Genomic DNA, 20,639 nt, shown 5'->3' on the forward strand with positions numbered 1-20,639 from the left:
GGTCCCCCTCGCGAGCGGCAGCGCGCCGCCGGACCACGAGGTCGGCGACCGCGAGCACGAGCGCCACCGCGATGAGCGAGACCGTGAACGTCGTCCCGCTCCGGAAGGCGTCGTGGTACGCGTCCAACCGGCCGCCGGCGCCCGCCCCGCCACCGGACCCCGCCGACTCGCTGCGGACGATCCCGTAGAAGATGCTCGTCGCCACCGCGGTGCCGATCGCCGTGCCGACGCGCTGCCCGAGCTGCTGCATGGACCCGGCGACCCCGGACTGTTCGACCGGTACCTCGGCGAGCGTCAGGGTCTGGTTCGGCGAGACCACGAAGCCGCCGCCGAGTCCGCCGACCAGGAAGGCCCCGGCCATCGCCCACGGGGTGACCTCGGGCGGCGTGAGGACCGCGGCGAGCATGAGCAGCACGAAACCGACGACGACCGCACCGAGTCCGGCGACGACGAGCGCCCGACCGATCCGGTTCACCAGTCGTCCGCCGACGTAGGAGCCGACCGCGCTCGTGATGGCGAACGGGATGCTCACCATGCCGGCGAACACCGGAGCGAGCCCGAGCCCCTCCTGCAGGTAGAGCGTGACCATGAGGAACGACGCCGGCAGCGCCGCGAAGTAGACGGCGACGATCGCCAGGCCGTTCCGGTAGGACGACCGGCGGAACAGCTCGAAGTGGACGACCGGGGACTTCCCCCGGCGTTTGTACCCCTGTTCCCACAGCACGAAGCCGACGAGGAAGACCGCCGAGACCGCCAGCCAGAGCCACCGGGCGGCCGATCCGCCGCCGCCCGAGGTGGTCACGAACGGCAGCATCAGGGCGACGATCGCGACCCCGAGCAGCAGGATCCCGACGACGTCGAGCTCGCGGTCCGTGGCCCGGCCCTGGTCGCCGCGGGGCAGCAGCCGCCAGGCGGCGACGAGCGCGGCGACGCCGAGTGGCACGTTCATCCAGAACAGCAGACGCCATCCGTCCTGCTCGCCGCCGAGTGCGATGAGGGCGCCGCCGATCGTCGGACCGAGTGCCGTGGACACCCCGATCACCGCGCCGAACAAGCCGAACGCCCGACCGCGTTCCTCGCCGCGGAAAAGTTGCTGCACCAGGCCGATCACCTGCGGCATCTGGGTCCCCGCGGCGAAGCCCTGCAGGATCCGGGTGACGGTGAGCACCTCGATCGTCGGTGCCAGGGCGCAGAGCAGACTCGACACGGTGAAGGCGACGAGCCCGATGACGAACAGGCGCCGCCGGTTCGTCAGGTCGCCGAGCCGTCCGGCCGGCACCAGCGCCAGGCCGAACGCCAGGGCGTACCCGGCGACGATGAGCTGCAGCGAGGAGCTCGTGGCGTGCAGCGACTGCTCGATCGACGGCAGGCCGACGTTGACCTTCGACAGGTCCAGGATCGTCAGTGCCGCGACCGCGACGCAGACCCCGAACGCCCGCCACCGCTGTCGGTCCGCCGTCCGTCCGTCCACCTGTTCGCCCGTCCGCTCACTCACCGCCCCGTTCGTACCCGGGCCGTGCTCCGGGCAGACCCACGGTTCTGTACCCCGCCTCCTACCACGGCGTCCGGACGGGGGTCCGCCTGTCCCCCCGGACTGGGGGCACGCGTATCGAGACCTTTCCCTGACGGACGGCTCAGCATCGCCGAAGAGGGGTTAGCGTTCTCCTGACGGAAGGTCATGTGACCGCACCGGGATCCCTAGTCCCAGCGAGCACGGACCCGCCGTCATTCGTCCGAAGACCCTAACCCGAGGGGTGATCAAGACGATGACATCATCGTTCCCGAGCGGAACCGAGCCCACCCAGGCTCGTCATCCGCGATCTGTCCACACGTCGACCCTGCCAGCGAACCGGGCCACCCACCCGTCGTCCGCCGGCACCACCCACCGCGGAGCCACCCACTCCGCTGCGGGCTCCCACGTCGCCGGCTTCCCCGCCGGTGCGTCACGCTCCCCCGTCCCTGGCGCCGGAGGCCGGTGAGTCCTGATGGAACTCACCGGTCGACGCACTGAGGTCGACCGGATCACGACCCTCGCCGTACTCCCCCGGGAGTCCGCGCTGGTCGTCGTCGGCGATCCCGGCTCCGGACGCACGAGCGTCCTCGACGCGGCCAGCAGCCGCGTCTCCCTCCCCGTCGTCCGCATCGGCGTGAACGGCAGCGAATCCCGCTGGCCGCTCGGTGGTGTGACGACGCTCTTCAGCGCACTCGACGACCCCCGGGCCGCCGCACACGTCTCCCGGATCCTCGGGACCGTGCGTGACGCGGACCCCGCGCAGGTCATCGTCGTGGCGCACGAACTCCTCGACACCCTGCGCACCCTCCAGATGGCGCCGACGCTGGTGCTCATCGACGACCTCGACCGGATGGACGCGGCGAGCCAGACGCTCATCGCGTTCCTCGCCGGCCGACTCGTCGGGACGTCCCTCCGCGTCGTCGCCACGGTGGCGACCGTGCCGTCGGACAGCCCGCTCGCGGCCCTGCCGTCGCTGCGCCTGGCGCCCCTGCACCCGGACGAGGCACTGCTGCTCGCCCGGGAGCTGGCCGCCGACGACGCGAACGACGGTGTCCTGGCGGTCATCGCCGAGCAGACCGCCGGCAACCCCGGTGTGCTCCGTGAACAGCTCGGCATGCTCCGCCGTGAGCAGCTGCTCGGCACGGAACCCCTCGTGCTGCCGCTGCGTCCCACCCCGACGACGGACCGCATCGTGGCACCCGTGGTCGCGGCGGTCCCCGGACGCGATCTGGACGTCCTGGCCCGCCTCGCCCTGGTCCCCGTCACGAAGGCGGGCGGTCCGGAGTGGGACCGCGACGTCGTCGAGGACCTCGCGTCCGTCGGGCTCGTCACGGTCCGCGGCCAGTCGATCTCGGTCCGGTCCCCGCTCGTGCGCTCCTTCCTGCACTGGCGGATGACGGCCCGCGACCGCCGCGCGGCACACGCCGAGCTCGCAGTGTCCGCAGCCGCTCACGACCCGCGTGCGGCGTCGTGGCACCGGAGCTTCACGGACGACCTGCCGGACGCCGTGGCCCTGCTGCACGCCGCCCTGGCGTACGCGGCGGACGGCGACTCGGCGGCGGCGGTGACGCTCACCGAGCGTGCCCTGCACGTCGGCACCGGGTCCGAGAGCGAGCACCTGGCGCTCCTCGCGGTCGCCGAGGTCCTGCTCGCACACCGCCTGCTCGGCTACGCGGCACGCTACCTCACCGCGATCGCCCCGTTCCGGTCCCGCCTCGACGACGTGCGCCGCCTGCGGCTGCACTACTCGGTGCAGTACCTCAGCGGCGAGGCCGTCGAGGCGGACGAGCTGCTCGTCCCCGCCGACGCGACCGACGCCGCCGAGGCGGAGGCCGTCACGGGCCTCCTGGCCATGGTCGCCAGCTTCCGGGCCGAGGCCTGGGAGCTGGAGCACGCCCGCGACCTGCTGCAGCGTGCCGAACCGTTCGAGTCGGCACTGCCGCCGCACACGGCGCAGATCCTGCAGGCCGCACGGCAGATGGTCGCCGCGGTCGACGGACACCTGCCGCCGGACCGGGACCTGCACGACGGTCTCGCGACGACCAGCCTGCTGGCCCTCTCCGACCCGACGCTGCTGCTGCTCGCCCACGCGCTCAGCCTGTCCGAGCGGTACCGCAGCGCCCGCCGGGTGTTCGCGCTGGTCCTGGCACGCTCGTCGCACACCGCTCCGGTGTGGGTCGAGGCCGCCCGGTACCTGACCGCGGAGAACGAGGTGCGCTCGGGCAACTTCCGGCTCGCCCTCCGCGCGATCGACGCCTGGGAGACCGGGTCGAGCGTCGTCGAGCGACTGCGGGAGCCCTCGCGGGCCATCGCGATCGCCTGGCGGCACTTCCTCGAGGGTCGCCCGGTGGCCACCCTCGAGGTGCTCGACCGGTGCCTCGCGCTCCGCTCCACGAGCGGGCTCTGGGGTGCGACGGCGAAGCTGCACGCGTTCCGTGGCCGGGTCCTGCTGTTCGAGGGTCGTGCCGAGGAAGCCGCGGCGGCACTCGAGACCGCCGACGCGATCGGCCGGACGGTCCGGAACCCGACGGTGCTCCGGCACCTCGGCGACCTGATCGAGGCGTACGTGCGGCTCGGCCGGACCGACGACGCGCGGACCACGACGGCCCGTCTCGCCGGCGACCACCGGGCACACCCGTCGCGCTGGGGCGCCCTCGTCCTGGCACGGAGTCTGGCCCTCGTCAGCGACGACACCACCCGCGAGGCCGCACGACACCGTGCGCTCGAGCTGTTCGAGCCCACGGACTCGCAGTTCGAGCGCGCCCGGACCCTCGCCGCGCTCGCGTCGACGGGCACCGGTCCGGACCGCGCACGGCTCGGGGCAGCGTCCGCCGCGGCCTACGAGGCAGCGGGGCTCCGTCGTCCACTCGCCGCCCCGCAGGGCGTCGCCGCGATGCCGCCGGCCGTCGGATCGTCGGCGCTCCGGCAGTCGCAGTTCGACTCGACGCCGTCGCCGACGACGCCGCGGAGCGCACCGGACGGCACGCCGGTCCTCACCCTGCTCACCGCCGAGGAGCAGGCCGTGGTCCAGAAGGTCACGGAGGGCTACCGGAACCGCGAGATCGCCTCGTCGCTGTACATGTCGCAGCGGACGGTGGAGCTCCGACTCACGCAGATCTACCGGAAGGTCGGGGCGCGCTCGCGCTCGCACCTGGTGGCGCTGCTGGGGTAGACGCGACCGCAGACGAAACGGGAGGCCCGGTACCAGCTGGTACCGGGCCTCCCGTTCGTCGTGCGGTCGCGCCCGCCGTGTCAGACGGTGGCCGCCCGCCGCGTGGGGCTGTGCCAGACCCCGCTGGAACCACCGCGGAAGGCGAGGAAGAGGGCGCGGAGGCACAGGTACGAGTCGAGGACCCGGAGGAGCGGGAAGGTCAGGCCGTACAGGACGTAGACGCCGCGGCGGGAGACCACCGCGACGACGATGGTGAGCAGGTAGTCGGGCAGCAGCACGCCGACCGCGATCCCGGTGACCGGGTCGACGGCGAGCACGGCGTCCGGGAACCCGGCGCCCAGGCCCAGCGCCACGAGGACCGCGGCGGTCCCGGCGAGCGCCACCGCGGGCAGCAGCAGCAGCATCATCACGCTCGACGTCAGGAGCTCGAGCACGAACAGTCCGGTGGCGAGTCCGAAGCGGCGGAGGCCGAAGCGGTGGCGCCGGAGAGTCTGCCAGAAGCCGAGGTTCCAGCGTCGGACCTGTTTGGCGTAGTCGCGGAGGGTGTCGGGGTCCTGCGTGTAGGCGACGGCGGCGCCGGGGCGGAACGCGACGCGTCCGAGTTCCTTGGCGTGCACCTCGAACGTCATGTTGAAGTCCTCGATGGCCAGACCCTCGGCGGTGATGTCGATGTCGCGGAGGATCCGGGTGCGGTACATCGAGGCGAAGCCGGGGACGATGGCGACGACGTTGGCGGCGGGGGCGGCCTGGCCGAACTTCTGCAGGTACTGGACGGCGACGTAGACGCGTTCGCGGTACGCGACGAGCAGGCGGCCGGAGAAGGTGGGTGCGCGGGGCTCCAGGATCGTGGTGGCGCGACCGGCGACGGCGACGACGTCGGGGGCGGAGAACTCCGGCAGCCCGGTGGTGAAGTAGTCGGTGGACAGGTGGGTGTCGGCGTCCAGGAGCATCATCACCTCGAAGCGCTCCGGGATCGAGAAGTGCTCGATGGCGGCCGCGATGGCACCGGCCTTGCCGCGGTTCGGCTGCAGGTCGTACACCTGGGCACCGGCGGCGCGGGCGATCTCGACGGTGCGGTCCGAGGACCCGTCGGAGACGACGAGGATCTGCTCGGGTGGCAGGTGCTCGGCCGCGGAGCGGATGGTGCGTTCGATGACGAGTTCCTCGTCGTGCGCGGCGACGAGGACGGCGACGTCGGCGGTCGTCGGCGGTCGGTAGCCCCGCGGGACGGGTGCCGGCATGCCGCGGCGGTGGGCCCGACGACCGCGGCCGTCGGCGCCGACGCGGTGCAGACGGGCGGTGACGACCCGGGTCGCGCCGACCGTGGTCCAGAGGATCGTGTTGACGCCGAGGACGAGCACGAGGGCGACGACGAACGTGAGCATGGGGCGACGCTAAGCGGCGCGGCGGAGGCCCCGCACCGCATTCCCGCACCCGGGGCCGCATGCGCTTGCGGGAGTCCGCATGCGGTCCCGCAGTCGCCGCCACGGTGCTGCGGGGCACCGCAAGACCGGCTCCGTGGCGTTGCCGGCGGGGGGCCCGACCCGTGATGGTGGCAACGCACCGACCGCCGGCCCCGTCATCGGGGCAGGACCGCGTACCCGAGATCGGTACCCGACCGGCCGCACCCGGACCGCCACCGTCCGCCCCCGCCTGATCCGGGGACGGACGGTGGCCCGGACACGGCCCACCCGATCCCGCGGTCCCACCCGACGGCGGTCGGTGCCTGCCGGGACTTCCCGGTTGTGTCCCGACCCGAGGGGAACCCGCATGTCCATCGCACCTCCGTCGTCCGACGCCCTGTCGGTCCGCACGTCGCCGGTCGCTCCGACGACGACGACCGTCCCGACGTCCCCGGACGTCTCGGCCCCCCTGAGCAGCAGCGTGCCGCTCACCCGGGGCACCACCGCACACGGCGGGACCCGCGGCTTCGAGTTCGACGTGGCGATCGTGGGTCTCGGCTACGTCGGGCTGCCGACGGCCCTGGCGTACCACCACTCGGGCACCTCGGTGATCGGCCTCGACGTGTCGCAGCGCCGTCTCGAGACCATCCGCTCCCGCGGCGCCGACCTGCTCGATGACGACCGGGTGCGGCTCGAGTCCGCGTTCCTGGCGGAGGACTTCGTCCTCACCGACGACCCGTCGATGCTCGCCCGTGCGGCGGCCGTGATCGTCTGCGTGCCGACGCCGGTCGACGAGTACCTGGTGCCGGACCTGGCGATCCTCCGCGGTGCCGCCGCGACGGTCGTCGAGCACGCCGTGCCCGGGCAGCTCCTGATGCTGACGAGCACCACCTACGTCGGGTGCACCGACGACCTGCTCGTGCAGCCCCTCACCGAGCGTGGGCTGCTGCCGGGTCGGGACGTGTTCGTCGCGTTCAGCCCGGAGCGCATCGACCCGGGCAACGCCTCGGTCGCGCACGAGGACGTGCCGCGTGTGCTCGGTGCGGCGACGCCCGAGTGCGCCGAGATCGCGGACGAGATGCTCGGCCGCTACGCCCGGGTGCACCGCGTGCCCTCGCTCGCCGCGGCCGAGATGACGAAGCTGCTCGAGAACACCTTCCGCGCGGTGAACATCGCGCTGGCGAACGAGTTCTCGGACATCTGCCGGACGATGGGCATCGACGTGGCGGACGTCGTGGACGCCGCGGCGACGAAGCCGTACGGGTTCATGGCGTTCATGCCGGGCCCGGGCGTCGGCGGTCACTGCATCCCCTGCGACCCGCACTACCTGCTCTGGCAGCTCAAGGCCAACCGACAGGCCGCGCCGATGATCACGCAGGCGATGACCGAGATCGCAGCCCGTCCGGGTCGGGTCGTCGACCGCACCCGCGAGGTCCTCTCGGACGCCGGCCGTGGCCTCCGTGGTGCCCGGGTGCTCGTCGTCGGCATCGCCTACAAGCGTGACGTCGCGGACCTCCGCGAGTCCCCCGCACTCGAGATCCTCGAGGGCCTGATCGCCGCCGGTGCCGAGGTCGGGTTCGCCGACCACCGCTTCGACTCGGTCCGCCTGCACGACGGCACGGTCCTCGACGACGTCGTCGACGAGACCGCGTTCGCTGCGGACGTCGTGCTGCTGCACACCCGGCACACCGACGCCGACCTGTCCTGGATCACCGGCGAGCAGCTCGTGATCGACACCACCTACCGGGCTGCGGACCTCACCGGCCGCATCCTCCTCTGAAAGGGAACGCCATGAAGTCCATCGTCACCGGAGGTGCCGGGTTCATCGGCAGCCACCTCGTCGAACGCCTGCTCGCCGACGGCGACGACGTCGTCGTCCTCGACGACTTCTCGACGGGTCGTGCCGACAACCTGGCCGCCGTCGCCGGACACGAGCGACTGCGCGTCGTCGAGGGCAGCATCCTCGACCGTGAACTCGTCGCCGAACTGGTCGCCGGTTCGGACCGGGTCTTCCACCTGGCCGCCGCGGTCGGCGTGAAGCTCATCGTGGACCACCCGCTGCAGGGGCTCCGCACGAACATCCACGGCAGCGAGAACGTCCTGGACGCCTGTGTCGCCGCCGGCGCGAAGCTGCTCCTCGTCTCCACCAGCGAGATCTACGGCAAGAACACCGCCGACGCGCTGCACGAGACCGCCGACCGCGTGCTCGGCTCGCCGCTCGTGGCCCGCTGGACCTACGCCGCAGCGAAGGGCATCGACGAGGCCTTCGCGCACGCCTACTTCAAGGAGTACGGCCTGCGGGTCGCCATCGCCCGTCCGTTCAACACGGTCGGTCCGCGCCAGACCGGTCGCTACGGCATGGTCGTCCCGAACCTCGTCGGCCAGGCTGTCCGCGGCGAACCGCTGACCGTGTACGGCGACGGCGTCCAGTCGCGCTGCTTCTCGTTCGTCGGCGACGTCGTCCCCGCGATGGTCGCGCTCATCGAGCACGACGCGGCCTACGGCGAGGCGTTCAACCTCGGCGGCGAGCGCGAGATCAGCATCGCCGAGCTGGCGGAGCTCGTCATCGACATCGTCGGCTCCGACAGCCAGATCACCTACGTCCCTTACGACGAGGCGTACGGCGAGGGCTACGAGGACATGCGCCGTCGTGTCCCGGACAACACGCGTGCCAAGGCCGCCGTCGGGTTCGCCCCGGTGACCCCCCTGGAGGCCGTGGTCCGGTTGGTCGCGGAGGACGTGCGTTCCCGCGCGGTCGCCGACGACGTCACCGACGCCGCCCCGGCGGGTGCGACGGCGAGTGCCCCGGCGAGCGCGACGGCGGCGGTCTAGCCGTGTGCGGCATCATCGCGGCGCGGGTGGCGGACGACGCCACCCCGTACCTCCTGGACGGTCTGGAGCGTCTGGAGTACCGCGGCTACGACTCGGCCGGCATCGCCGTCCGCACCAGCACCGGCGGCACTGAGACGATCCGTTCGGTGTCCCGCGTCGGCGACCTGCGCACGCTGGTCGCCGCTCGCTCCGGTGACCCGTTCACGGGCATCGGCATCGGCCACACCCGCTGGGCGACGCACGGCGCCGTCCGTGAGACGAACGCGCACCCGCACGCCGACTGCTCCGGTCGGATCAGCGTCGTGCACAACGGCATCATCGAGAACGCGGACCTGCTCCGCGAGCAGCTGAGCGCCCAGGGACACGTGTTCGTGTCCGAGGTCGACTCGGAGGTCATCACGCACCTCGTCGAGCGTGCCCTGGCGGTCGACCCCGACCTGATGCTCGCGGTGCAGATCGCGACCGCGCAGCTCGAGGGCTCCTGGGCCATCGTGGTCCTCGACGCCCGGGACGGCCGGATGGTCGTCGCGGCCGACCGGTCCCCGCTCGTGGTCGCCCGTGCCGCCCGCGGTGACTTCGTCGCGAGCGACATCGGTGCGATCGCCACGTGGGCGGAGACCTTCGTGGCGCTCCGGGACGGGGACGTCGTCGAGCTCGGCGAGAGCTGGACCTGGTCCTCCCGTGGCGAGGTCGTGGCGGTGCCGTTCGCGACGCCGTCGCCGTTCGCCGCCGAGGCGCTCGAGCTCGGTGACCACACCGACCACATGGCGAAGGAGATCGAGGAGCAGCCCGCCGTCGTCGCGGAGATCCTCGACCGGATCGCCGGCCGCGCGGTCGACGGCTCGATGTGGCGTGGCCTCGGGCTCGCGCCGTTCGAGCGCGTCGCCGTCGTGGCGTGCGGGACCTCGTTGAACGCCGGGCAGGTCATCGCGACCGCGCTCCGCGGACTCGGCGGTGTCCCCACCGACACCGTCGTCGCCAGCGAGGCCGACCAGGCCGTCCTGACGCCCGGCACCCTGGTCGTCGCGATCAGCCAGTCGGGCGAGACCGCGGACGTGCTCCGTGCGCTCGACCGGTTCGCGGACCGGTACCAGGTGCTCGCGTTGACGAACAACCTGCACTCGTCGCTCGCCCGTCGTGCCGACGCGGTGCTCGACTGCCACGCCGGGCCGGAGATCGGCGTCGCCGCGACGAAGACGTTCACGGCGCAGGTCGTCGTCGGCGTCTCGGCGATGATCTCCGCACTGGTGGCGTCCGGCCGGATCGACCGCTCGCGTGCACTGGCGCTCGTGGGCGACATGCAGCGGCTGCCGGGCCTCCTGGCCGGCGCGGCCGAAGCGTCCCTCGACCGGATCCCGCTGCTCGTCTCGAGCGTGCGCGACGCCTCCGGGTTCCTGTTCCTGGGACGCGGGGCGGGCCTCCCGTTCGCTGCCGAGGGTGCGCTCAAGCTCAAGGAGCTGTCCTACCGGTGGGCCGAGGCCTACCCGGCCGGCGAGCTCAAGCACGGCCCGCTCGCACTCGTCACCGACGGCACCCCCGTGGTCGTCGTCGACAACGGTGCGCACAAGATCCAGGCGAACGTCGCCGAGGTCCGGGCCCGCGGTGGCTTCGTCATCACCATCGGTGGTGCCGGCGCCGACGTGCCCGCGCTCGGTCGCGACGCCGGCCGGCTGCTCTCCCGACGGACCGACGTGACCGACCAGGGCATGTCGCTCTGGGGGCCGCTCGAGTCCGTCGTCCCCATCCAGATGCTCGCCCGCGAGCTCGCGCTGCAGCTCGGCTGCGACGTGGACAAGCCCCGCAACCTCGCGAAGTCGGTGACGGTCGAATGACCAAGGACCAGTCCTTCAACCGCCTGACGGTGATCCTCGCCGTCCTGGCGGCCGTGGCGATCGTCGTCACGGGTCTCCTCGGAGCCGCCCCGGCACGCGCCGCGACGGTCACGAAGCCCGTCACGGTCAGCCTGACCTTCGACGACGGCGACGCCGACCAGATGCCGGCCGCGCAGGTGCTGCAGCAGAACGGTCTGACCGGCACGTTCTACATCATCACCGGGTACCTCAACGCCCCCGGCTACATGCAGCAGTCGGACCTGGCGACCCTCGCGGCCGCCGGCAACGAGATCGGTGGGCACAGCGTCACCCACCCCGACATGTCGGCGCTGTCCCAGGCCGAGGCGCAGCGGCAGGCCTGCCAGTCGCGTGCCACTCTTTCGTCGTGGGGCTACACCGTGCGGAGCTTCGCCTACCCCTTCGCGGAGTCGACCACGAAGACGCGTGACGCGGTCCGCGCCTGCGGGTACACCAGCGCCCGCGGCCTCGGCGACGTACAGACCCCGTACGACTGCACCGGCTGCGTCACGGCGGAGACCCTGCCGCCCCGCAACGCCATGCTGACCCGGGCACCGAGCCAGGTCGAGGCGGACTGGACCCTGGCCGACCTGCAGAAGCAGGTCACCCAGGCGAAGACCGACAGGGGCGGCTGGGTGCAGCTCACCTTCCACCACATCAGCGACGACAGCTCGCTCGACCCGACGACCTCACCGGCCCTGTTCGCGCAGTTCGCCCAGTGGCTCGCCGCGTACTCGGCGGACCCGGCGAACGCCACCACCGTCAAGACGGTCGGCGACGCGGTCGGCACCCCGGTGCAGCCCGTCGTGCAGTCACCGGTCCCCGGCCCGGCAGCACCCGGCGTCAACGCCGTGCAGAACCCGTCGTTCCAAACGACCTCCACCACCAGCCCGAGCGGTCAGAAGTGCTGGCAGTACGGCGGGTACGGCTCGAACACGGCGGCGTTCAGCACCGTCAGCCCGGGTCGGACCGGCACCACCACGAAGGCGACGTCGCTCACCGTGAGCGACTACACGGACGGTGACGCGAAGTGGTTGCCGACGTTCGACCTCGGCGACTGCGCCCCCACCGTCGTCGCCGGCCACACGTACTCGCTCCGCGAGTACTACAAGGCGAACACGGTGACGCAGTTCACGGTCTACCTGCGCGACTCGACCACCGGGTCGTGGCACTACTGGACCTCGAGCCCCTGGTACGCCTCGGCCACCACGTGGACCCAGGCGGTGTGGACGACGGACCAGATCCCGGCCGGGTTCAACGGCATCAGCTTCGGCCTGAACCTGTTCACGAACGGCACACTGACCACCGACGACGTCGCCGCCTACGACACGGTCGGTGCGCCGCCGCTCGCGACCACCACGACGACGACGAACAGCGCGACCACGTCGGCGAAGACGAGCAGCAGCGTCAGTCGGATCGCCCCGGCCGTCGACGCCCTGGCCGTCCGGTCCCGCGCGGTCCTCGGGCAGCTCGACACGTCGGGCATGGCGACCCCGCTCGACACCCCGGCGCCGCCCGCCGGACCGTCGGTGCCCGCCCCGGCGGCGCCCGCCGCACCGGCAGCGACGGCAGCGCCCGCAGCGCCCGGCACGATCGGCCGGTGACGTGCGGACGACACCCCAGCCCCGACCCCGGGAGACCCGCCTCCGCGGCTCCCGGGGCCGGGGCGTCCGGCTGCGCAGGGCGGCGGCCCTCGTCGGCACGCTCGCGCTCACCGCGGTCCTCGCCGGCTGCGGCAGCCCGTCCGGCGGTGGAGCGGTGGCCCGCACCTACCCGTGGCACACCAGGATCGTCTCCACGACGTTCTGGGTCGGCGAGGTCTTCGACCCGGACGCCGACGACGGCAGCCAGGTCTACTCGACCTACGACGACGACTGGCAGGGCAGCTACGGCGGCTGCGACGGTGTGATCGTCAAACGCATCTGCCAGACCGAACGCCGCACGGCCGGCAACGGGTACTTCCCGGTGCACATGAAGCCGAAGGAGAACCCGTTCTACCTCGACGTGCCGTACGACGACGTCAACGACCGCACGGGGTTCCGCGACCGGGACCGGGTGGTGCCCTGGGCCGGCGACACCGCCTACCGGAAGCACCGCGGCGACGACGGCTTCAGCTACCTCAAGAACCGGTGGGTCCAGCTCACCAAGGACGGACGCACCTGCTACGGCCAGGTCCAGGACGCAGGCCCCGGCACGTACCACGACAGCGCCTACGTCTTCGGCTCCACGAACGCGCGGCCCGTCAACAAGCGGTACAACGGCGCCGGGGTGGACGTCTCCCCCGCGCTGAACGGCTGCCTGCACTACGCCGAACTCGACGGCGAGGACGACCGGATCGCCTGGCGGTTCATCGAGGCCGACAAGGTCCCGAACGGCCCCTGGCGCCGGGTGATCACGACCAGCCAGGTCTCCCAGTGAACCGCCGAGGAGGGTCTGCCACGATGTCGGCTTGACCTCCCTGCCCGCCTCCGCCGTGTTCGCCGCCCTGCTCATCGGCGCCGTGCTCCCCCTCGTGCCGTTCCTCGGCCGGATCGCCCGCCTGGCCGCGACGATCGTGCACGAGGTCGGGCACTGCGTCGTGGTGGTCCCCTTCGGTGGCCGTATCCGCCGCATCGACCTGCACCCGGACGGCTCCGGCGAGGCCTGGGTGCAGCTCGGCCGCGTCCCGGGAGCGGTCCGCTGGCTGGTGCGGCTGCTCAACCTGTTCGCCGGCTACAGCGCACCGATCTGGGCCGGTGTCTTGCTCGTCACCGGAGCGGTGGTCGGCTCGCCCTGGCTGCCCGTCGCCGTGCTCGGCGTCGTGGGCCTGGTCGCGCTGCTGTTCGTCCGGAACTGGTTCGGGCTGCTCGTGGTGATCGGGTTCGACGCGCTCGCCGTGTGGGTCGCCGTCCGCCCGTCGGACCTGACCCTGCTGGTCGTCGCGGCCCTCGGTGTTGCGCTCCTCGTCGACGGACTGCGCTCCCTCGTGCAGGTCGTCCGGTGGCTGTTCACCGGGGCACGGGTGCAGACCGACTTCCACATCGCGGCCGCCGAGATGCGTCTGCCCGCGGTCGTCTGGTTCGTGCTGTTCCTGGCGGGCAACGGCGTCGCGGTGTGGGCGGCGCGTGGCCCCCTGCTGGCGGTCGGCGACACCGTCCTGACCGGCATCCGGGCGCTCGTCGGCTCCTAGCCCGCCGACCGCGCGCAGCGTCGCCGTAACCCGACGCCGCATTCGACGCGGGACCACTCCGAGCCTGCGAGAGTACGGCGCAACGACCGGACGCCCGAGCGGCCGGACGACCCGGCACGGAGGTGGACGCATGACGGACGAACGACCCGGTTTCGCGACCGAACAGGTGCACGGCGGCTTCCTGCCCGACACCGCCCACGGCGCCCGGGTGCCCGCGATCCACATGTCCTCCGGCTTCCTGTTCGAGGACGCCGCCCAGGCCCGCGACCGGTTCGCGGGCACCGACGACGGCTACACGTACACCCGGCTCGGCAACCCGACGAACGCCGACGTCGAGCGGCGCCTCGCCCTGCTCGAGCGTGGAGCCGACGCCCTCCTGGTGAGCAGCGGTCAGGCGGCCGCGACGGTCGCCTTCCTCGGACTCCTCGCCGCGGGCGACCACGTCGTCAGCGCCGCCAGCATCTACGAGGGCACCCGCGGGCTGCTGCTGCAGAACCTCGGCCGGCTCGGCATCCACGTCGACTTCGTCACCGACGCCCGGGACCTCGACGCCTGGGCCGCCGCCGTCCGACCCGAGACGAAGCTGTTCTTCGCCGAGACGATCCCGAACCCGAAGAACGACGTCCTCGACATCGCCGGCGTCGCCGAGGTCGCCCACCGCGCCGGCGTCCCGCTCGTCGTCGACAACACGCTCGCGACCCCGTACCTCGTGCAACCCGTCGAGCACGGCGCCGACGTGGTGGTCCACTCCGCGTCGAAGTTCCTGTCCGGACACGGGTCGGGGCTCGGCGGCGTCGTCGTCGACGGCGGACGGTTCGACTGGACCGCCACCCCGGAACGCTGGCCGCACCTCACCCAGCCCGACCGGGCCCTCGGCGGTGCCAGCTACGTGGACCGCGCCGGCACCGGTGCGTTCCTCGCCTACGCGCGGGACGTCGTCGCCTCCCGGATCGGCCCGACGCCCTCCCCCTTCAACGCGTTCCTCCTCCGGCAGGGAATCGAGACGCTGTCGCTCCGCGTCGAGCGGCACGTGGCGAACGCGCTGACGGTCGCGACGTGGCTGGAGGCGCAGCCCGAGGTGACGAGCGTCGACCACGCGGGTCTGGCCTCCAGTCCGTACCACGACCTCGCCCGGCGCTACCTGCCCCGTGGGGCCGGGTCCGTCTTCGCGTTCACGTTCGCCGGCGGCGAGCCGGCCGCCCACGCGTTCATCGACGCGGTCGAGCTGTTCAGCCGGATGACCCACCTGGGCGACGTGCGGTCGCTGGTGCTGCACCCCGCGACGACCACCCATGCCGGGCGGACGGCCGCCGAACGGGCCGCGCTCGGCATCGGTGACGGGCTCGTCCGCCTGTCGATCGGCATCGAGGACGTCGCCGACCTGCTCCGCGACCTGGAACGCGGGTTCGCCGCGGTCCGCGCGGGCGCGTCGGTCGCGTCGGTGCCCTCGGTCGCGTCCGTCGTCTCGGTCGTCGGCCGGGAGGCACGCCCCGCCCCCGTCACGTCCGGCACGGTGCTCGACGGGGCCGGCCGATGACCCGGATGCAACACGTCGGGTACTTCTTCTCGCGCGGGTTCGGCCCGCAGGCGTGGGGTCGCGCGGACTGGCACTGGGGACACGACTGGACGAAGCCGGAGCTGTACCAGCAGTCGGTGCGGGCCCTCGAGGACGCCGGACTCGACCTGGTCATCGCCGAGGACGCGTTCTCCCTCGGCAACCCGTCGACCCTCGACCTGCGCATCCGGCAGGCGTACGGCGGGCCGAAGCACGACCCGCTGCTGCTCGCCCCGTGGCTGTTCGCCGCGACCCGGCACATCGGCATCGCACCGACCGTCAACGCGGGGGTCACCCCGCCGTACCTGGCCGCCCGACAGCTGGCGACGCTCGCGCACCTGTCGTCGGACCGACTCGGCGTGAACGTCGTCACCGACGTGGGCAGTGCCCGGCACGCCGGCCTGGACCCGCTGCCGCACGACGCCGCCTACGACCGCGCCGAGGAGTGGATGGGCCTGCTCCGCCGGCTCTGGCACTCGTGGGGCTCCGGGCACCTGCAGTCCGAGTCCGACTGGCACTTCGCCGACGGCACCGAACTCGATGCGTTCCAGCACGACGGCGAGTTCTTCCGCACAGCGGGACCCCTCAACGCGCTGCCCCTCGAGTCCGACCCCGTCGTGGTCTCCCCCGGCGGCTCCGGACGAGGACTGGGCTTCGCCGGGACGCACTCCGACGTGCAGCTCGCCCTCGCTCCCCTGTCGGCCACCGCGGTCGCCGCCTACCGGGCGAAGGTGCACGCCGCCGCAGCCGAGGTCGGACGGCGACCGGAGGACCTGCGTGTCCTGTTCGTCCTCAAGCCCGTCGTGGCGTCCTCGCCGGAAGAAGCGGACCGCATCGTCGAGGCGTCCCGGCACCCGTCCGACGAGGCCCTGCGCACCGTCGCGCTGGCGTGGTCGAGCGACTCGGAGACCGACCTGCTCGCACTCGACCTCGACGCACCGATCCCCGAGGGCACCTTCGCCGACCACGTCTCGGCCGGTACCGTCCGTGGGCTCCTCGGGGACACGCCGGACGCCCCGTTGCGCGAACTGCTCACCCGCAAGGCCCAGCTCGGCCGGGTCGCCGACCGCACGGGCTTCGTCGGGACGGCCGACGAGTTCGCGGACTTCATCGAGGAGCTCGGGTCCGATGCCGACAACGACGGGGTGATCCTGTCCGGCGACCTGCACCCGGCGCAGGTGTACCGGATGCTCGGTGACCTGGTGCCGGTGCTCCGGCAGCGCGGGATCCTCCGTCGTGAGTACGGCGCAGGCGGGCTGCGCTCGAACCTGTTCGACTTCTGACCCCTCGCGTCGCGGGCTACTTCTTCTTGTCCTTCTTCGACGACTTCTTCTTGTCGTCCTTCTTCTTGTCGTCCTTCTTCTTGCTGTCCTTCTTCTTGCTGCCCTTGTTCTTGTCGTCCTTCTTCTTGGACGACTTCTCGTCGTCGTCGTTCTTCTTCTTCTTCGGCTGCTCAGGCTCGGGCGCGACGGGCTCGACGCCGACGGGCTCGACGCCATCGACGGGCTCGACCACGACAGCTGAACCGGTGTCCGCCAGGACGTCGACGGCCTGCTCGCTGACGACCGGCGCGAGGGCGTCCTCGACCCGCTCGACCAGCACCTCGGCACCGGACTCCGCGAGCCGCAGGAGCGACTGCGCGGCACGGAGTCGTGTCGTCGACCTCCGGGCCAGCGCGTCCGCACGGGCACCCTCGAGGAACGTCCGGAGCGCCCGTTCGGGTACCGAGCGGCCACGCGGCGCGGAACGGTCGAGCCGGTCGAGCTCCCCCGCGATGCCGGCGACGTCGTCCTCGACGCGCTCGTGCCGGACCGACTTCAGCAGCGCCGCCACCGCAGCTGCCGCCCGCTCGACGCCCGGGGTGCGCTGGTCCATCACGACGAGCATCTCGAACACCGTGCCGTAGGACATCGTCTCGAGCCGGACCGGTTCGGCACCACGCCCGCGCAGCACCAACCGGGCATCGGGCGTCGGCAGCCAGGCGACCACGGCGGCGACCGAGGCGACGGAGCCCACGATGCGCTCGTACTCGGCCAGGCCCAGACGGTCCTGCTCCCGCAGACGGACTCGGATCGCGATCTCCTGCACGGTGTACCTCTCGTTCGGGACGGTACCGACGGGCTGCGGCACCGTGCCTCGGAGCGTAGTCCCCTGCCCCGGGTGTGCAGATGGCGCGGACAAGCAGATGGCACGGACATGCAGATGGCCCGGACATGCAGATCCCCGAGCATGCCGAAGGCCCCGCACCGTCCGGGGACGATGCGGGGCCTTCGATGGCGACTCACGTGACAGCGGTCCGACGATCGGCAGGTGGTGGAGATGGGGGGAATCGAACCCCCGTCCATCGCTGCAATTCGACGTCTTCTACGGGCGTATCCGGATGTTCGTTCTGCTCGGCCCCGTCCGTTGCTACCGGCTTCTCGGACGACAGGCCCAGTCTCAGTGCAAGTCCCGCACGGCCCTGAGGCGCAACCGTGCAGCAAGTCCTCTGGATGACGCCGGAACTCAGGTTAGAAGACGATCACCTGGCCGACGGACTTCATGTGCTGGGCTGCTTACGCAGCGAGAGCGAAGTCAGTGCGCTTGGAATTGGCACTTGTTGGTTTCCACGGATCGTTGACGAGATGACCGTGGGTCCTCGGCCCGCTTCCCGTCGGCACACAGGCAATGTCGAAACCGATCATCCCCATGCAGGCCGACGTGCGAGCCGCTGTCACGCTGTTGAGTTGCCATGCCTGCGTCCGGAGTCCGTCCGGGTCAGGCAGCTGTTCAGTCTACCGACTCAACAAGTCCCACGCTAGTCGAGTCGGCTGATCAGTCGCCGAGACGGTTGCGGGAGCGCATGGCCCGCTCGGCCTCACGCTTGTCGGTCTTCTCGCGCAGGGCCTGGCGCTTGTCGAACTCGCGCTTGCCCTTCGCGACCGCGATCTCGACCTTGGCCCGACCGTCGTGGAAGTAGATCTTCATCGGCACGAGCGTGTAGCCGCCCTGCGACGTCTTGTGCGAGATCTTCACGATCTCCTGCTTGTGCAGGAGCAGCTTCCGCTTGCGCCGCGGTGCGTGGTTGTTCCACGTGCCCTCGGTGTACTCGGGGATGTGCACGGCGTCGAGCCACGCTTCACCGGCGTCGACGAAGGCGTACCCGTCGACGAGCGACGCCCGGCCTTCGCGCAGCGACTTCACCTCGGTCCCGCTGAGGACCATGCCGGCCTCGTAGGTGTCCTCGATGAGGTAGTCGTGGCGCGCACGACGGTTCGTCGCGACGACCTTCTCCCCGCGTTCCTTCGCCATGACCGACTCCTCTTCGTTGGGTGCGCACCCGCTTGCGTGCGAGCCGCCCAGCATACCGAACGCCGGGAGGCCCACACACCTTCCCGGGATCTCTCCCGTTCTCGGTGTGCGGGCCTCCAGACGGGACGACCTGCGGTCGCGATCAGACCTTGAGGTACCGCCGGATCGCGATGGAGGCGGAGACCGCCGCCAGGACGACACCGATGACGATGACCGCCGGCACGACGATCGCCGCGTCGTCCATGCCGATGAACGCGGTGCCGGAGAACCGTTTCGTCAGGTAGTTGCGGACGAAGAACCAGACCACGGCCGTGATCGCACCACCCGCGAGGACGGCTCCGACCGCGGCGGCGATCACCCCCTCGAGCACGAACGGCGTCTGGATGAACCGGTTCGAGGCGCCCACCAACCGCATGATGCCGAGCTCCCGTCGTCTCGAGAACGCGGACAACCGGATCGTGGTGGCGATCAGGAGCACCGCGGCGACGAGCATCAGCCCCGCGATGCCGATCGCCGTGTAGGACGAGGCGTTGAGCAGGTTGAAGATCGGTTGCAGGTACCCGCGCTGGTCGACGACGCTCTGCACGCCGGCGACCTTCGACAGGCTCTCGACCAGGACGTCGGCCTGCGACGGGTTCTTCAGGTTCACCCAGAAGGTCTCGTTCAGGTACTCGGGCTTGACGAACTCGGTCGCGGGCGAGTCCTTGAACTGCTGCTTGAACCGGGTGTACGCGTCCTGCTGGTCCTCGAAGTACGACTTCTCGATGTACGGCTTCAGCGTGGACGACGCCAGCTGCTGCTTGATCTGGGCGCGCTGGTCGTCGGTCGCCTTCGCCCCGGTGCAGTTGCCGGTGGTGTCGGTCTCGGTGCAGAGGTAGACGGCGACCTGGGCTCGGTCGTACCAGTACCCCTTCATCTGGTTGATCTGCATCTGCAGCAGGATCGCGGTGCCGACGAAGGTCAGCGAGATGAAGGTCACCAGGACGACGGAGACCACCATCGAGGCGTTGCGACGGAGGCCGGAACCGACCTCGGCCATGACGAGTCCGAGCCTCATCGGATGAGCCCCGGGATGGTCTGGATACCGGTCGTGTTCGAGACGCCGCCACGCTGGATGGGCAGGGCCTGGGTCTGGTAGCCGCCGGCCTGCTCGTCGCGGAGGACACTGCCGCCGGAGAGCTCGATGACCCGGCGCTGCATCTGGTTCACGATGCTCGCGTCGTGCGTCGCCATCAAGATCGTCGTGCCTCCTTGGTTGATGCGTTCGAGGAGCGCCATGATGCCCGCCGAGGTCGTCGGGTCGAGGTTGCCGGTCGGTTCGTCGGCCAGCAGGACCGCGGGCTTGTTCACGACGGCGCGGGCGATCGCAACGCGCTGCTGCTCACCACCGGAGAGCTCGTGCGGCATGCGGGTCGCCTTGCCGGAGAGCCCGACGAGCTTGAGCACGTCGGTGACGGACTCACTGATGAATCCCTTGCTCTTGCCGATCACCTGCAGTGAGAACGCGACGTTGTCGAAGACGTTCTTGTTCGGCAGCAGCCGGAAGTCCTGGAACACCACGCCGAGGTTGCGGCGGAAGTACGGGACCTTGCGGGAGGAGAGCGCGCCGAGACGCTGCCCGAGCACGTGGATCTGCCCGCGGGAGGGCTTCTCCTCCTTCAGCACGAGCCGGAGGAAGCTCGACTTCCCGGAGCCGGACGCACCGACGAGGAAGACGAACTCGCCCTTGAGGATCTCGAGGGTGACGTTGTCGAGAGCGGGACTCGGGTTGCCCGAGTACACCTTGGTGACCTGGTCGAATTTGATCATGACCGGATCAGGGTAGGTCGCGAACCGGTGATCCTGCTCCAGGCG

At 71.4% G+C, this 20,639-nt stretch carries 15 protein-coding genes and 1 other RNA gene; 9 read left to right on the top strand and 7 right to left on the bottom strand.

Going from position 1 to position 20,639, the window contains the following annotated elements:
* On the bottom strand, positions 1-1,495 hold a 1,495-nt coding region (locus QL987_RS13680; RefSeq protein WP_290158126.1), incomplete at its 3' end, for an MFS transporter.
* Positions 1,496-1,985: 490 nt separating this feature from the next.
* Between QL987_RS13680 and QL987_RS13685 the strand changes: the two genes are divergently transcribed.
* Positions 1,986-4,685 (top strand): LuxR family transcriptional regulator, encoded by a 2,700-nt coding sequence (locus QL987_RS13685; RefSeq protein WP_290158127.1) that lies wholly within the window; start codon positions 1,986-1,988, stop codon positions 4,683-4,685.
* 80 nt (positions 4,686-4,765) lie between these two features.
* Here the strand turns inward: QL987_RS13685 and QL987_RS13690 are convergent, their stop codons facing one another.
* On the bottom strand, positions 4,766-6,070 hold the full coding sequence (locus QL987_RS13690; protein WP_290158129.1) for a glycosyltransferase family 2 protein: 1,305 nt from the start codon (positions 6,068-6,070) through the stop codon (positions 4,766-4,768).
* A 385-nt stretch (positions 6,071-6,455) separates the two neighbouring features.
* Here QL987_RS13690 and QL987_RS13695 point away from each other — a divergent pair, with 385 nt between their 5' ends.
* From QL987_RS13695 to QL987_RS13730, 8 genes are all read left to right on the top strand, one after another.
* Positions 6,456-7,868 (top strand): nucleotide sugar dehydrogenase, encoded by a 1,413-nt coding sequence (locus tag QL987_RS13695; protein WP_290158130.1) that lies wholly within the window; start codon positions 6,456-6,458, stop codon positions 7,866-7,868.
* 11 nt (positions 7,869-7,879) lie between these two features.
* Positions 7,880-8,920, top strand: a complete 1,041-nt coding sequence (locus tag QL987_RS13700) for an NAD-dependent epimerase/dehydratase family protein (RefSeq protein ID WP_290158131.1) — start codon at positions 7,880-7,882, stop codon at positions 8,918-8,920.
* Positions 8,921-8,922: 2 nt separating this feature from the next.
* Positions 8,923-10,752, top strand: a complete 1,830-nt coding sequence (gene glmS / locus QL987_RS13705) for a glutamine--fructose-6-phosphate transaminase (isomerizing) (protein ID WP_290158132.1) — start codon at positions 8,923-8,925, stop codon at positions 10,750-10,752.
* On the top strand, positions 10,749-12,374 hold the full coding sequence (locus QL987_RS13710) for a polysaccharide deacetylase family protein (protein WP_290158133.1): 1,626 nt from the start codon (positions 10,749-10,751) through the stop codon (positions 12,372-12,374). The genes glmS and QL987_RS13710 overlap by 4 nt, the downstream gene beginning before the upstream one ends.
* 1 nt (position 12,375) lies before the next feature.
* Positions 12,376-13,188 (top strand): hypothetical protein, encoded by an 813-nt coding sequence (locus tag QL987_RS13715; protein WP_290158135.1) that lies wholly within the window; start codon positions 12,376-12,378, stop codon positions 13,186-13,188.
* Positions 13,189-13,219: 31 nt separating this feature from the next.
* Complete coding sequence (locus QL987_RS13720) at positions 13,220-13,939, top strand: M50 family metallopeptidase (protein WP_290158137.1); 720 nt, start codon at positions 13,220-13,222, stop codon at positions 13,937-13,939.
* 130 nt (positions 13,940-14,069) lie between these two features.
* On the top strand, positions 14,070-15,476 hold the full coding sequence (locus QL987_RS13725; protein ID WP_290158138.1) for a PLP-dependent transferase: 1,407 nt from the start codon (positions 14,070-14,072) through the stop codon (positions 15,474-15,476).
* Entirely contained in the window at positions 15,473-16,777 is a 1,305-nt protein-coding gene (locus QL987_RS13730; protein WP_290158139.1) for an LLM class flavin-dependent oxidoreductase, read from the top strand. The genes QL987_RS13725 and QL987_RS13730 overlap by 4 nt, the downstream gene beginning before the upstream one ends.
* A gap of 16 nt (positions 16,778-16,793) precedes the next feature.
* Here QL987_RS13730 and QL987_RS13735 read toward each other — a convergent pair whose 3' ends face one another.
* The 5 genes from QL987_RS13735 to ftsE form a co-directional block, all read right to left on the bottom strand.
* Positions 16,794-17,624, bottom strand: coding sequence for a hypothetical protein (locus tag QL987_RS13735; protein ID WP_290158140.1), 831 nt, complete (start codon positions 17,622-17,624; stop codon positions 16,794-16,796).
* 181 nt (positions 17,625-17,805) lie between these two features.
* Positions 17,806-18,182, bottom strand: a transfer-messenger RNA (tmRNA) gene (gene ssrA / locus QL987_RS13740).
* 126 nt (positions 18,183-18,308) lie between these two features.
* Positions 18,309-18,785 (bottom strand): SsrA-binding protein SmpB, encoded by a 477-nt coding sequence (smpB, locus tag QL987_RS13745; protein WP_111075564.1) that lies wholly within the window; start codon positions 18,783-18,785, stop codon positions 18,309-18,311.
* A gap of 142 nt (positions 18,786-18,927) precedes the next feature.
* Positions 18,928-19,842, bottom strand: a complete 915-nt coding sequence (ftsX, locus tag QL987_RS13750) for a permease-like cell division protein FtsX (RefSeq protein WP_111075565.1) — start codon at positions 19,840-19,842, stop codon at positions 18,928-18,930.
* Positions 19,839-20,594 carry a cell division ATP-binding protein FtsE gene (gene ftsE, locus QL987_RS13755; RefSeq protein WP_111075566.1) on the bottom strand — a complete coding sequence of 252 codons (756 nt, stop codon included), beginning with the start codon at positions 20,592-20,594 and terminating at the stop codon, positions 19,839-19,841. The genes ftsX and ftsE overlap by 4 nt, the downstream gene beginning before the upstream one ends.
* Between the last annotated feature and the right edge of the window lie 45 nt (positions 20,595-20,639).

Origin of the sequence: Curtobacterium sp. APC 4022, assembly GCF_030407555.1 — a bacterium.
In the GTDB taxonomy this organism is placed as follows: Bacteria; Actinomycetota; Actinomycetes; order Actinomycetales; family Microbacteriaceae; genus Curtobacterium.